Source organism: Bacillus sp. KNSH39 (assembly GCF_052656585.1).
Map to the genome: position 1 here is coordinate 4,234,683 of NZ_JBQXYO010000001.1, position 13,460 is coordinate 4,248,142.

At 35.8% G+C, this 13,460-nt stretch carries 13 protein-coding genes; 7 read left to right on the forward strand and 6 right to left on the reverse strand.

What is annotated here, in order from left to right; genetic code table 11:
• The first annotated feature begins 291 nt into the window (after nt 1–291).
• Complete coding sequence (locus ACUL40_RS21690) at nt 292–1,407, forward strand: M20 peptidase aminoacylase family protein (protein ID WP_000853516.1); 1,116 nt, start codon at nt 292–294, stop codon at nt 1,405–1,407.
• Nucleotides 1,408–1,641: 234 nt separating this feature from the next.
• Nucleotides 1,642–2,247: an SAM-dependent methyltransferase gene (locus ACUL40_RS21695; protein WP_001005626.1), complete on the forward strand. Its 606-nt coding sequence runs from the start codon at nt 1,642–1,644 to the stop codon at nt 2,245–2,247.
• Between the two features lie 34 nt (nt 2,248–2,281).
• Here ACUL40_RS21695 and ahpF read toward each other — a convergent pair whose 3' ends face one another.
• Nucleotides 2,282–3,808 carry an alkyl hydroperoxide reductase subunit F gene (ahpF, locus tag ACUL40_RS21700; RefSeq protein ID WP_000599516.1) on the reverse strand — a complete coding sequence of 509 codons (1,527 nt, stop codon included), beginning with the start codon at nt 3,806–3,808 and terminating at the stop codon, nt 2,282–2,284.
• Nucleotides 3,809–3,822: 14 nt separating this feature from the next.
• The gene (gene ahpC / locus ACUL40_RS21705) at nt 3,823–4,386 is read right to left on the reverse strand and encodes an alkyl hydroperoxide reductase subunit C (RefSeq protein ID WP_000924420.1); all 564 of its coding nucleotides are present in this window, start codon (nt 4,384–4,386) and stop codon (nt 3,823–3,825) included.
• A 591-nt stretch (nt 4,387–4,977) separates the two neighbouring features.
• Here ahpC and mtnK point away from each other — a divergent pair.
• The 3 genes from mtnK to ACUL40_RS21720 are packed head-to-tail and all read left to right on the forward strand — an operon-like array spanning nt 4,978 to nt 7,958.
• A complete protein-coding gene (gene mtnK, locus ACUL40_RS21710; RefSeq protein ID WP_000033073.1) occupies nt 4,978–6,207 on the forward strand; it encodes an S-methyl-5-thioribose kinase in 1,230 nt (409 codons plus the stop codon).
• Between the two features lie 9 nt (nt 6,208–6,216).
• Nucleotides 6,217–7,263: an S-methyl-5-thioribose-1-phosphate isomerase gene (gene mtnA / locus ACUL40_RS21715; RefSeq protein WP_002025237.1), complete on the forward strand. Its 1,047-nt coding sequence runs from the start codon at nt 6,217–6,219 to the stop codon at nt 7,261–7,263.
• A gap of 53 nt (nt 7,264–7,316) precedes the next feature.
• The gene (locus ACUL40_RS21720; RefSeq protein ID WP_000926557.1) at nt 7,317–7,958 is read left to right on the forward strand and encodes an L-fuculose-phosphate aldolase; all 642 of its coding nucleotides are present in this window, start codon (nt 7,317–7,319) and stop codon (nt 7,956–7,958) included.
• A 41-nt stretch (nt 7,959–7,999) separates the two neighbouring features.
• Here the strand turns inward: ACUL40_RS21720 and ACUL40_RS21725 are convergent, their stop codons facing one another.
• The 3 genes from ACUL40_RS21725 to ACUL40_RS21735 are packed head-to-tail and all read right to left on the reverse strand — an operon-like array spanning nt 8,000 to nt 11,013.
• Nucleotides 8,000–9,007 (reverse strand): FecCD family ABC transporter permease, encoded by a 1,008-nt coding sequence (locus tag ACUL40_RS21725; RefSeq protein ID WP_000983751.1) that lies wholly within the window; start codon nt 9,005–9,007, stop codon nt 8,000–8,002.
• The gene (locus ACUL40_RS21730) at nt 9,004–10,044 is read right to left on the reverse strand and encodes a FecCD family ABC transporter permease (protein ID WP_002025239.1); all 1,041 of its coding nucleotides are present in this window, start codon (nt 10,042–10,044) and stop codon (nt 9,004–9,006) included. Before ACUL40_RS21730 ends, ACUL40_RS21725 begins: the two co-directional genes overlap by 4 nt.
• A gap of 48 nt (nt 10,045–10,092) precedes the next feature.
• Nucleotides 10,093–11,013: an iron-hydroxamate ABC transporter substrate-binding protein gene (locus tag ACUL40_RS21735; RefSeq protein WP_000732597.1), complete on the reverse strand. Its 921-nt coding sequence runs from the start codon at nt 11,011–11,013 to the stop codon at nt 10,093–10,095.
• Nucleotides 11,014–11,346: 333 nt separating this feature from the next.
• Here ACUL40_RS21735 and ACUL40_RS21740 point away from each other — a divergent pair, with 333 nt between their 5' ends.
• Nucleotides 11,347–12,396: an NAD(P)/FAD-dependent oxidoreductase gene (locus tag ACUL40_RS21740; protein ID WP_001078299.1), complete on the forward strand. Its 1,050-nt coding sequence runs from the start codon at nt 11,347–11,349 to the stop codon at nt 12,394–12,396.
• Between the two features lie 195 nt (nt 12,397–12,591).
• On the opposite strand, the gene ACUL40_RS21745 is transcribed toward ACUL40_RS21740, so the two are convergent.
• Entirely contained in the window at nt 12,592–12,960 is a 369-nt protein-coding gene (locus tag ACUL40_RS21745; RefSeq protein WP_000235476.1) for a hypothetical protein, read from the reverse strand.
• 186 nt (nt 12,961–13,146) lie between these two features.
• Here ACUL40_RS21745 and ACUL40_RS21750 point away from each other — a divergent pair, with 186 nt between their 5' ends.
• Nucleotides 13,147–13,386 (forward strand): helix-turn-helix domain-containing protein, encoded by a 240-nt coding sequence (locus ACUL40_RS21750; protein WP_002025240.1) that lies wholly within the window; start codon nt 13,147–13,149, stop codon nt 13,384–13,386.
• The last annotated feature ends 74 nt before the right edge of the window (nt 13,387–13,460 follow it).

The following is a 13,460-nucleotide window of genomic DNA, read 5'->3' on the forward strand; positions in this document are numbered from 1 at the left end:
AGTTCCTCCTTGTTACGTATGTTTGTTTGTATTTTTAGAATTGTCGTAAAATAGACGTTTATTAGGTTATGATAACTAAAAGTTTATGTAAGCGTCAACATAAAAAACAGAAAATAAGGAATGTTCTAGTTGTTTGTTTAGTTTGTAATATAAGTGCAGAGTAAGCTTTTTAAGTATTTAAAAATAAATAATTGACTTTTTTCTTAAAATTCAATATGTTCATAAAAACATCTGTTTTTCATAAGTATAATTAACCCGAATCGTTTGTAATGTGGGAAGGAGACTGGAACGTTGAAAACATTAGAACTACAAGAGCGCTTAACGGAGATTTTTCAGCATTTACACGAAAACCCTGAAGTAAGTTGGAAAGAATATGAAACGACAGCGTATATTACTGACTTTTTAAAAGAAGAAGGAATTTCATATAGAACATTTGATGATTGTCCAGGTGTAATTGCTGAGATTGGAGGCGGGAATCCAGTTATTGCGATTCGTGCTGATATGGATGCACTTTGGCAAGAAGTAAATGGAGAATTTAAAGCGAACCATTCATGTGGCCATGATGCTCATATGACCATTGTAATGGGACTTATTTTACAATTGAAAAATATGAGATGGAAAAGTGGTACGGTTAGATTTATTTTTCAGCCAGCAGAAGAGAAGGGGAATGGTGCTTTGAAGATGGTGGAGAAAGGTGCTGTAGATGATGCTGATTTCTTATTTGGCGTCCATCTAAGACCAATTGAAGAACTATCTTTGAAACAAGCAGCCCCATCTATTCGTCATGGAGCAGCAGGATTTTTAGAGGGTATGATTCATGGGGAGGATGCACACGGGGCAAGACCACATCAAGGTGTGAATGCAATTGATGTCATTTCCATGATTAATATCGGTTTGAAAAATATTTGGCTGCCACCGCAAAGTTCTTATTCAGTAAAAATGACGAGATGCCAAGCTGGTGGTGATAATTTAAATATTATTCCGGGAAATGGTCATTTCAGTTTAGATGTAAGAGCAGAGAGTAATATACTATTAGAAGAATTAAAGAAAAAGATTGAGCATGTAATAGAATCAGCTGCATCGATGGGATCAAAAACTTCATACGAATGGATGGATCTTGCACCAGGAGCAGAGGTTTCCGAAGAAGCAGAGCGCTTTATGCGTAAAGGTATTCTCGAAGTGTATGGGGAAGAGAGATGCACAGGGCCTCTCTATACGACAGGAAGCGATGATTTCCATTACTATACAGTGAAAAGACCACATTTAAAAGCTGTCATGCTTGGACTAGGAGCAGACCTACAACCTGGATTACACCATCCGTATATGAGGTTTGATCATAGTTGTATTATGGATGGGGTAGAAATATTGAAACAAACTGTATTGAAAGTGTTAGAAGACAGGGGCTAGAGAGCTCCTGTTTTTTTGTCGTGAATTGTCGGTAAATCGATATATTTGAAAAATCGTTGATATATTTGAAGTTATGATAGATATATTGAGAAAATCGTTGATATATTTGAAGTTATGATAGATATATTGAGAAAATCGTTAATATAATTTCACGTACCTATTAATTTGATGAAAAATGAGCCTCCAGTACATGGTGTATAATAATAAGTACCATTTTTTAATAGGAGAAAACGAATGAACGAACAATATTACGATGCAGTTTTACATATAAAAACAGTCGGTGAGCAAAAAGGGTTTAACAAGTCTATGCATTATCATCGCTATGAACCGACACCGTATAGCGGGTTAGATGAGTTATTGAATCAATATGAAATACGAAGTAGCGACCGAATTGTAGACTTTGGGTGCGGAAAAGGGCGATTAAACTTTTATATGCATCATAAATGTGGTGCTTCAGCAGTTGGAATTGAAATGAATGAAGAGTTTTATAAAGAAGCGATGGATAATCGAGATCGTTATGCACGAAAGGCACGAAACAGTAAGGGGAAAATTCAATTCCAATGTTGTTTAGCGCAGGAATATGAGATTGATCCACATGATAATAGGTTTTATTTCTTTAATCCATTTTCTGTACAAGTGTTTATGAATGTAGTAAATAACATTTTGCTTTCAGTAGAAGAAACGGGGAGAGAAGTGGATATTATTTTATATTATCCTTCTGAGGACTATATTTTCTTCTTAGAAAATCAGACTGCGTTTGAGCTGAAGAAAGAAGTTAGATTGCCAGGTGCTTATGAGAAGAATGGGAATGAGAGGTTTTTAGTTTATACATTAGGGTAATAAAAAAACAGGTGCCAAGGCACCTGTTTTTTTATTAGTTACGGATTAAGTAATCAAATGCACCTAAAGCTGCGTTTGCACCTGAACCCATAGAGATGATGATTTGTTTGTACGGATTATTTGTACAGTCACCTGCAGCAAACACTCCTGGTACGTTTGTAGCGCCGTGCTTGTCTGTTACGATTTCACCGCGAACGCGTTCAACTGTTTCGCCTAACCAGTCTGTGTTTGGTACAAGACCGATTTGTACGAATACACCTTGTAATTCAACGTGATGAACTTCTTCAGTTTCACGATCGATGTAAGAAATACCGTTTACTTTATCAGTACCAGTGATTTCTTTCGTTTGAACGTTTTTCAGAACAGTTACGTTTGGTAAGCTGTTAAGACGCTCTTGTAATACAGCATCAGCTTTTAATTCTGGCATGAATTCAAGAACAGTTACGTGCTTAACGATACCTGCTAAGTCGATAGCTGCTTCAATACCAGAGTTACCTCCGCCGATAACTGCTACGTCTTTTCCAGTGAATAATGGACCGTCACAGTGTGGGCAATATGCTACACCTTTATTTTTGAACTCAGCTTCACCTGGTACGCCAACATTACGCCAGCGAGCACCTGTAGAAACGATTACGCTCTTACTTTTCAGAATAGCGCCGTTTTCAAGTTCCACTTCAATAAGTTCTTTTTTCTCTAAACGTTTCGCACGTTGTAGATTCATTACATCGATGTCGTATTCTTTTACGTGCTCTTCAAGGCTTGCTACTAGCTTAGGACCTTCAGTCTTTTTCACGCTGATGAAGTTCTCAATGCCCATAGTATCCATTACTTGACCACCGAAGCGCTCAGCAACGATACCAGTGCGGATGCCTTTACGTGCTGCGTAAATTGCTGCACTTGCACCAGCAGGGCCGCCACCAACAACAAGAACATCGTATGGATCTTTATCAGAAAGCTCTGATGCATCTGGACCGTTACCCATTTTAGCTAAAATTTCTTCAAGTGTCATACGACCGCTTCCGAAAGATTCGCCGTTTAGGTAAACAGTTGGTACTGCCATAATGTCTTTGCTTTCTACTTCCTCTTTGAATGCAGCGCCATCAATCATAGTATGTGTAATACCAGGGTTAAGAACGCTCATTACGTTAAGAGCTTGTACAACATCAGGACAGTTATGACAACTTAGGCTGATATAAGATTCAAAATGATATTCGCCTTGAATGTTTTTAATTTGATCGATTAATTTTTGTTCAACTTTTGGAGCGCGTCCACTTACTTGTAGTAAAGCTAACACTAATGATGTAAATTCGTGTCCTAATGGAATACCAGCGAATACGACACCAGTGTTTTCACCAGGGCGGTTTACGCTAAAGCTTGGTGTTCTCTCTAATTCAACTTTTTCTACTGTAATCTTAGATGACATAGTAGCTAATTCGTCTACTAGAGATAACATATCTTTAGATACGTTATCGTCTCCTGCGCTTACTTTAAGTAAAATATCGTTCTCCATTAATTGAAGGTATTGGGATAGTTGTGTTTTTATATCTGCATCTAGTATCATTTTGATCGAACTCCTTAGATTTTGCCTACAAGGTCAAGGCTTGGTTTAAGTGTTGCAGAACCCTCTTGCCATTTAGCTGGGCAAACTTCACCTGGGTTGTTACGTACGTATTGAGCAGCTTTAATTTTGTTAACAAGAATGCTTGCGTCACGGCCGATACCGTCAGCATTGATTTCCATAGATTGGATAACGCCGTCTGGATCGATGATGAATGTACCACGAGCAGCAAGACCTTCTTCTTCCATTAAAACGTTGAAGTTTGTAGTGATTGTGCGAGTTGGGTCACCAATCATGATGTACTCGATTTTGCCGATAGTTTCTGAGCTATCATGCCATGCTTTGTGAGTGAAGTGAGTGTCTGTAGATACAGAGTATACTTCAACGCCTAAGTCTTTTAGAGTTGCGTATTGGTTTTGTAAGTCTTCAAGTTCAGTTGGGCAAACGAATGTGAAGTCAGCTGGGTAGAAACAAACTACACTCCATTTTCCTTTTAAACTTTCGTCAGTAACTTGGATAAATTCTCCATTATGGTAAGCATTAGCTTTAAACGGTTTTACTTCTGTGCCGATTAATAACATATTAAAATTCCTCCTAAATGTTGGTTTTGAGCATCAAAAAATAGTGTGCTCATAAAATATATTTTTTAATTAACTATAATAATTCTAATTCGATATTAATTATCATATAGAAGTGGTTATTTTGTCAAGAGAATAAACCAACTTTATACCGATTTAATTAATATTTATTCTCAATTAAGGCTAACAGAGAATGGAAAGGTAACTTTAAGTTTATAAATTTTCAATGATTGTTTGAAAGAGTAGTGTGTATGTTAGAGATATGGTGTAAGTGTAAATTCTTAGGAAGGAAATATTTCTTAGAAGTTATGTATTTGAAAAGGAACTGCTTACTTCTATTTTACAAAGAATTGTGCGATAAATAAAATAAAATGAATCGAAATCTTTTTGAACAATTTTTGTCATCTCGAATATATAATTAGGAAGTATATTACGCTGATAGTTAGAAATATTGACTCAAAGTGCTAACGAGATATAATAAAACCTAGATATACCTTTCAAAAAGAAGAATACATATTTATAGGATGAAAAAATTCAACCTATTATTTTTTATAGCTTTTAGAAAACGCTTACAATTAGTGTGGAGGGGAAACCATGTCTAAGTTCATGAAGTATTTTTTAATGGAAGCTAAAGATGTGATTGCATATGTGAAAGAGAAATTATCTAAGTTTGAACATGCAAAGGGGTTACAGTGTAAAGAAATAGGTGATGGCAATTTAAATTATGTGTTCCGCGTTTGGGATGAAAAAGAGAACATGTCTGTCATCGTAAAGCAAGCTGGGGATACAGCTCGCATTTCAGATGAGTTTAAGTTGTCGACGAATCGTATTCGTATAGAATCAGATGTTTTGCAGTTAGAGGATGAGTTAGCACCTGGACTTGTTCCTAAGGTGTATTTATTTGATAGTGTGATGAATTGTTGCGTAATGGAAGATTTATCGGATCACACAATATTACGTACAGCACTTATAAATCATCAAATATTTCCGAGGCTTGCTGACGACTTAACTACTTTTATGGTAAATACACTTTTATTAACATCGGATGTTGTAATGAATCATAAAGAGAAGAAGGAACTTGTGAAGAATTATATAAATCCTGAATTATGTGAGATTACAGAGGACCTCGTATATTCAGAACCATTTACAAATCATAATAAGCGTAATGAGTTATTTCAGTTAAATGAGGGATGGATTAGGGAACATATTTATAGTGATAAAGAGCTTCGTATGGAAGTAGCGAAACGTAAATTTTCTTTTATGACGAATGCACAGGCATTACTTCATGGTGATTTACATACTGGTTCTGTTTTTGTAAGAGATGATTCTACAAAGGTTATTGATCCTGAGTTTGCTTTTTATGGACCTATGGGATATGACGTTGGGAATGTAATGGCGAATTTAATGTTTGCTTGGGTGAATGCAGATGCAACGATGTCACCTGGAGCTAAGAAAGATACGTATATGGATTGGTTACAAACTACGATGGTAGAGGTAATTGATTTATTTAAGCAGAAGTTTTTAGGTGCTTGGGATATTCATGTGACCGAGATTATGGCGAAGGAAGAAGGCTTTAGCGAAGTCTATTTGCAATCTGTATTAGAGGATACAGCTGCAGTGACAGGTCTGGAATTAATTCGCCGTATTGTTGGATTAGCGAAAGTAAAAGATATTACTTGTATTGGGAATGAGGAAGCACGTGCTAGAGCGGAGCGAATTTGTCTTCAAGTAGCGAAGGGTTTTATTTTACGAGCGAATCAATATAGAACGGGCACAAGTTTTGTAGAAACGTTAAAAGAACAGTCAATGCACTACGCGAAGTAAGGGGAGAATATGATGGAAGAGCAATTAATACCAATTCAGTGGAAAGATGATGCTTTAGTTTTGTTAGATCAAACGTTATTACCAAATGAAATTGTCTATGAATCTTTTAAAACAGCTGAAAGTGTGTGGGATGCGATTCAAGTAATGAAAGTACGAGGTGCACCCGCGATTGGTGTTTCAGCTGCTTATGGAGTGTATTTAGGGATAAAGGAATTTGCTGAAAGTACGGAAGAAGGATTTATGGATGAAGTAAGAAAGGTATGTACATACTTGGCGACATCAAGACCGACTGCCGTAAATTTATTTTGGGCACTTGAAAGAATGGAAAGTGTAGCGACAGATAATATTCATTTATCAATCTCACAGCTGAAAAATAGATTACTAGAAGAGGCAAAAGAGATTCATAGAGAAGATGAAGAAATTAACCGTCAAATTGGAGAACATGCATTAACATTATTCCATGATGGAATGGGAGTATTAACACATTGTAATGCTGGTGCGTTAGCGACAACTAAGTATGGTACCGCGACAGCTCCCATGTACTTAGCGAAAGAAAAAGGATGGGACTTAAAAATCTATTCTGATGAAACACGCCCTAGATTACAAGGTTCAACGTTAACAGCATTAGAACTGCAGCGAGCAGGCATTGACGTTACTGTTATTACAGATAATATGGCAGCTATGGTCATGTCACAAGGGAAGATTGATGCGGTAATTGTTGGATGTGATCGTGTGGCAGCAAATGGTGATGTAGCAAATAAAATTGGCACGTTAGGCGTATCTATTTTAGCTAAGTACTACAACATTCCGTTTTATGTAGCAGCGCCAACACCGACAATTGATTTAAAGACATCGACAGGAAAAGAAATTCCGATTGAAGAAAGAGATGCTTCTGAAGTGATTAATCGCTTCGGAAAATATTCAGCTCCGAAAGAAAGTAAAGTATATAATCCAGCATTTGATGTTACTCCACATGAAAATGTAACAGCGATTATTACAGAAAAAGGGATTGTAAAGGCACCGTTTACGGAGAATTTAAAAAAGCTATTTCAATAAGTAGATAAATGTAAAAGTCAGTCATCATAAGCTTCATACTTAGGGGGATGTATATGTTATTACAAAAAGAAAGAGAAGAAATTGTAGCGTATGGAAAGAAAATGATTTCTAGTGGTTTAACAAAGGGAACGGGCGGTAATATTAGTATCTTTAATCGTGAACAAGGTCTTGTTGCGATTAGCCCAAGTGGTTTAGAGTATTATGAAACAAAGCCTGAAGATGTAGTTATATTAAACCTAGATGGTGAAGTAGTAGAAGGAGAGAGAAAACCATCAAGTGAATTAGATATGCACCTTATTTACTATAGGAAGCGTGAAGATATAAATGCGCTTGTGCATACACACTCTCCTTACGCGAAGACGATTGCATCATTAGGATGGGAGCTTCCTGCTGTATCGTATTTAATTGCTTTCGCAGGACCGAATGTGCGCTGTGCACCGTATGAAACATTTGGTACGAAGCAATTAGCGGAGGCTGCTTTTGAAGGCATGATTGATCGCCGTGCTGTTTTACTTGCAAATCACGGTTTAATTGCTGGTGCAAATAATATAAAAATGGCGTTTACTGTTGCAGAAGAGATTGAGTTTTGTGCTCAAATTTATTATCAAACGAAAAGCATTGGGGAACCAAAGCTATTGCCAGAAGATGAGATGGAGAATTTGGCGAAGAAGTTTGAAGGGTATGGGCAGCAGTAGAATGAAACAAAAACACCCTCAAGAAATCTTGAGGGTGTTTTTTAAGCTTTTTTAAGCAACAAATACATAAAGTAAGGAGCCCCAATTAAAGCAACGACAATACCTGCTGGAATGCCATTAGGATCAACGATATTTCGTCCGATTGTATCTGCTAATAATAATAGCCATCCGCCGATTAAAAGGGCGATAGGCATGAAGATTTGATGTCTTGGACCTACTAAAGATTTCGCGATATGAGGAGCCATTAATCCGATAAAGCTAATTCCTCCTGTTACGGAAACAGCTGCGGCTGCAAGTGCAACGGCTGCAACTAATAAGTACCTGCGTTCTTTTTCAATTTCAATTCCAACGCCAATTGCGACTGGTTCGTTTAATGCTAAAATGTTTAATCGATTTGCTTTATAGAAAACAAACGGAATGAATACGATTAACCATGGGAGCATTGCTAAAACGAAAATCCAGTCATCTCCCCAAATATTTCCGGCAATCCATTTTGAGATAAAGTCCACTTTCATACGATCAGCGGATGAAATAAGGACAATCATCGCTCCAGATAGTGCAAATGCAAAACCGATACCAGTTAATGTTAATCGTATTGGTTGAAGTCCAGTTGATTTACTATATGAAAACACGTAAATTAGAACAGCTGTCAGAAATGCCCCAATAAATCCAACGACAGGTAGTAAGTAAAGAAATGAACCTACGTCTATTGGAAAGTATAAAAAGAAAATAGCAACAGCAACACCAGCCCCAGAGTTAATACCAAGAATACCAGGTTCAGCTAAATCATTTCGGGTAATTCCTTGCAGAATAGCCCCTGATAAAGCGAGAGCCATACCAGCTAATAATGTAATGACAATTCTAGGTAGTCTTAAAGAGTATAAAACAAACTCCTCTTTAAAAGTCCCTTGCCCCATTAATGTTGGGAGTAGTCGATCATAAGATAAAGATGCTGAACCAAGTCCCATTCCAACTACAATGGTTGTGATGATTACTATAAGTAAAGCGAGTATAATGAGACGCTGTTTTCTTAAAATAGATTGCATCATGAGAATGTTTTTCCTCCTTTACGTACAATGAATAGGAAGAATGGTAACCCTACAATCGCGACAATTGCCGCAACTGGTGTTTCGTATGGAGCGTTAATAGTACGTCCGATTGTATCTGCAAGTAGCATAAAGGATGCTCCAGCAATTGCTGACATCGGTATAACAAATCGGTAATCTGGACCGACAATTGGGCGTACCATGTGAGGTACCATTAAGCCGATGAATGCCATATTTCCAACAAGAGCTACAGATGCACCTGCAAGTAAGATAATAATGATAAATAAAATAGTTTTAATAACAATAATTTTTTGACCTAGTCCAATAGCCACTTCCTCACTGAAACTAAGAACTGTCAATTTTTTTGCTAGTAAGATAGCGATAAAGATACTAATTGAAATGACCGGAATAATAATTTTTAATTGGCTCCAAGTTGTTCCAATTACGCCCCCAGCAGTCCAAAGTGATACATCTTGTGAAATTTTAAAGTAAATGCCGATTCCTTCTGAAATTGCGAGTAGAAATGCTGAAACTGCAGCGCCCGCTAATACAATTCGAAGAGGAGAAAGGCCGCCTTTTTTCACCATACCAATTCCAAATACCATAATTGCGCCAATTGCAGCACCGATAAAGCAAGCTAATGTTAAGTAAAGATAGCTGATGGAAGGGTTGAAAGCAAGTGTCAGTGCAAGCGCAGCATTTGCTCCACCAGATAGCCCTAATAATCCAGGATCCGCAAGTGGATTTCGTGTTAATCCTTGCATAATTGCCCCAGAAACGGCTAATCCAGCTCCTACAAAAATAGCAGCAACTTCACGTGGTAAACGTATTTCTCGAATAATAGATATTTTGTCTCCTTTAGCGGAGGAAGTGAGTGCTAACCATACATCTTTTATCGAAGTATCTGCAGCACCTAATACCATTGCAACCATAAAAATAAGAAAGAATGCAATTAAGCTTAAAATTAGTTTGTATGTAAAAGCTATAGAACGTGGATTGTCATGATCTTTTGTCATTCGTTTCACATCTTTTCTGTTCATAGAATAAAGGAAGAGGAATTCTTAAATTAAGAATTCCTCATGTTTGTATTATTTACCAAGAAAGCTCTTCTTGAAGAAGTCTAGTTGGAAATCTAATGTAAGTGGATCATTGAAATAGAATTCCATCATGTTTGCTTCATATACGCGATTATTTTTTACTGCTGGGATGTTTTTATATGATTCTGTCTCTTGGAATGAGTTATCAGTATCTTTGTTTTTACTTACGATTAAGTAATCACCAGCAAATTCAGGTAATACCTCAGTAGATAATGCGTAGTAACCTTCTTTTAATGCTTTCTCTTTTACTTTTTCAGGCATTTTTAATTTCATTTCTTGGTACAGGATTTCTGTTCCACGGCCCCAGTTCTCGCCGTATACATAAAGCTGTTTGTTGAAGTTTTCTACAACAGAAACTGTTGCATCTTCACCGATTTTTGCTTTAATTTCTTTACCAGCTTCTTGTGCACGTTTCTTGAAGTCATCAACCCAAGTTTTTGCTTCTTTTTCTTTATTTAATAACTTACCGATTTCTAAATGCTGTGTTAAGTAATCAACTTTTCCGTAAGTGTATGTTACAGTAGGCGCGATTTTCTTTAACTTATCGACATTTTTAACATTTGATAAACCGATGATTAAATCTGGATTTAGTTCAGCGATTTTTTCAACATTTTCATCAGATACTTCAGCAACATCTTTAAGTTTGCTATCAAAACGTGGGTTTTGTTTAGACCATGAATCTACCCCAACAAGATTTACACCTAATGACATTACGTTACCAGCGAATGATGATAATACAACAACGCGTTTTGGATTTGCAGGAACTTCTACTTTTTTACCATCTTCAGATTGGTATGTAATTGTTTCTGATTTGCTACCTTTTGCATCGTTCTTTTTGTCTGTAGAGCTATTGCTACAAGCGCTCATAACAAGAACGAAAAGGACTGTTAGTGAAATAAATAACTTTTTCATCGTCTTTCTCCTTTAACATAGATGATATGTGTATACAATAATTTGTTTAACTGCAATCTTTTTGAAATAGTAGTGGTAATGCAAAATAATTTATTAAAAATCTTGAATATGAGATTTTATAATATAGTAATAACCATATTAACGAAAGAAGATGTAATCTCAAATTTGCTAATTATTAACAAAATGATAATGATTATCACTATTGATTCTTTAAATAATATAATTTTATATAGGTGTATTGTCAATAGTAATTTTGATTGTAAATTTTGCGGAAACAGGTTATATTTTATTGAGAATGATAATCAACGATTAATAGCTGAGGAGTGAGCACGAATGAATCGAGAAGAATTGTTTGATGTAACCGTGATAGGCGGAGGACCTGCAGGGCTTTATTCAGCTTTTTATAGTGGACTCAGAGAAATGAGAACGAAAATAATAGAATTTCAACCACATTTAGGTGGAAAAATACATGTGTATCCGGAAAAAATGATTTGGGATGTAGGAGGACTATTGCCAGTTACAGGTGATAAGTTAATTGAACAACTTGTACAGCAAGGGTTAACATTTAAGCCGGAAGTTGTATTAGATACAAAAGTAGAATCGATTATTCGTAATCAAGATGGTACTTTTACATTAAAAACAAGTACTGGCGAAGAACACTTTTCAAAAACAGTTATCGTCGCAACAGGAAGTGGTATATTGAAACCGCAAAAGTTATCTATTGAAGGTGCTGAGCGATTTGAAGTATCGAATTTAAATTATACAGTTAAATCTTTAAAGCGTTTCAAAGGTAAAACAGTTATTATTTCCGGTGGAGGCAATTCTGCTGTTGATTGGGCAAATGAATTGGAACCAATTGCGAAAAAAGTGTATGTAACCTATAGAAAAGAAGAATTATCTGGTCATGAAGCACAAGTAAAACAACTTATGAACAGCTCAGCGGAGTGTTTCTTTAATACATCGATTACAAAATTAATTGCCGGTGATAATCATGAAGCGATCGAATATGTAGAATTAACAAATCATGAAACAGGTGAGGTTTCTCATTTACCTATTGATGAAGTTATTATTAATCATGGATATGAACGCGACATTACATTATTAGAAAATAGTGAGTTAGACGTTGCAATTATAGATAATTATTATATTGCAGGTAATGCAAATAGTGAGTCTTCAGTAGATGGATTATATGCTGCTGGAGATATTTTAAAGCACGAAGGGAAACTACACTTAATTGCAGGTGCATTCCAAGATGCTGGAAATGCTGTGAATAAAGCAAAACAATTTATCCAACCAGATGCAAGTGAGTACGGAATGGTTTCTTCTCATAATGAAGTATTTAAGAAGAGAAATCGCGAACTGATTAAGCAGATGATGAAATAATAAGGAACAAGTATACCCCCACGTATTTCTCTATTCAAGTGAATGAGAGATGTACGTGGGGGTTTTCCTGTTTACTATATTTTCTATCATTATAATGACACCGGTTTCATCAGTTTATATGATATGAACATTTTATTGGTAAAGCATCCTAGAAAACAATTTAGCTATGTTTTGCTTACACAGAACATGGCTAAATTACGCTGTCCCTTTAGCGCGTTTATTAGGAAATGGCATATTTAGTATAGAAGCAATATACTGTTTTCCGTGTTTTCGAGCCAATGATTCTAATATTTGACGGACGCGTTTTGTAAGATGACCTTGTTTTTGGATGGCTTCACAATATGCGTCATAGAAGGCATATTTAGCCCAAAGGAAATCATCTTGTTGGAATAAGAAATGATTTTTGTACCATTCACCAATTGTATGATAACAATTGTTTTCATGTATTGCTGTGCTTTGAGAAAGAAAACGATCAGATAAAGATACATTCAAATGAGAAATTGTGTTTTCTGTTTCAACTTGCAGTGTTTTTTCTAACATTGTAATGATGTGACGAGTAGCCATATGTTAACTCTCCTTTGTGTAAATGGGTAATACCATTCTATATTTAAAAAATTCTTACTATATAATACTATACAATATATGGAATGCATCTACCTGCTTTTTGAACTGCATTTACAAAATCTTTTTTATTTGTTTACAAAAATAAAGTAAAGTAAGATACAGTATAGATGAAAAAATAATAAAGGAATGAACGCATTGTATATAACAATAGAAGAGACTGCGGAGTATTTGAATTTACCAAAATCGTATATTGAAGAGTTAATTCAGCAAAAGAAAATTCGTGCGCTATTCGATGGAGAGCAATATTTAGTAAATAAAGAACAATTCAATACGCATTTAGAACAAATGGAGAAATATAAGCAATTAGTGGAAGAAATATTGAACGAACCAATTCCAGAAGATATGGATGTTAAAGACGAAGATTAAACTATGGGAAATCCCTTATGAAGATATGCAGAAATGTATCTTCATAAGGGATTTTTTGTTTGAAGATATCAAAA

Excerpts from the sequence above, each read along its gene's own strand:
- ACUL40_RS21695 (WP_001005626.1), top strand. The coding sequence starts at position 1,642 with ATGAACGAACAATATTACGATGCAGTTTTACATATAAAAACAGTCGGT.
- ahpF (WP_000599516.1), bottom strand. The coding sequence starts at position 3,808 with ATGATACTAGATGCAGATATAAAAACACAACTATCCCAATACCTTCAA.
- ahpC (WP_000924420.1), bottom strand. The coding sequence starts at position 4,386 with ATGTTATTAATCGGCACAGAAGTAAAACCGTTTAAAGCTAATGCTTAC.
- mtnK (WP_000033073.1), top strand. The coding sequence starts at position 4,978 with ATGTCTAAGTTCATGAAGTATTTTTTAATGGAAGCTAAAGATGTGATT.
- mtnA (WP_002025237.1), top strand. The coding sequence starts at position 6,217 with ATGATGGAAGAGCAATTAATACCAATTCAGTGGAAAGATGATGCTTTA.
- ACUL40_RS21720 (WP_000926557.1), top strand. The coding sequence starts at position 7,317 with ATGTTATTACAAAAAGAAAGAGAAGAAATTGTAGCGTATGGAAAGAAA.
- ACUL40_RS21725 (WP_000983751.1), bottom strand. The coding sequence starts at position 9,007 with ATGATGCAATCTATTTTAAGAAAACAGCGTCTCATTATACTCGCTTTA.
- ACUL40_RS21730 (WP_002025239.1), bottom strand. The coding sequence starts at position 10,044 with ATGAACAGAAAAGATGTGAAACGAATGACAAAAGATCATGACAATCCA.
- ACUL40_RS21735 (WP_000732597.1), bottom strand. The coding sequence starts at position 11,013 with ATGAAAAAGTTATTTATTTCACTAACAGTCCTTTTCGTTCTTGTTATG.
- ACUL40_RS21740 (WP_001078299.1), top strand. The coding sequence starts at position 11,347 with ATGAATCGAGAAGAATTGTTTGATGTAACCGTGATAGGCGGAGGACCT.
- ACUL40_RS21745 (WP_000235476.1), bottom strand. The coding sequence starts at position 12,960 with ATGGCTACTCGTCACATCATTACAATGTTAGAAAAAACACTGCAAGTT.
- ACUL40_RS21750 (WP_002025240.1), top strand. The coding sequence starts at position 13,147 with ATGAACGCATTGTATATAACAATAGAAGAGACTGCGGAGTATTTGAAT.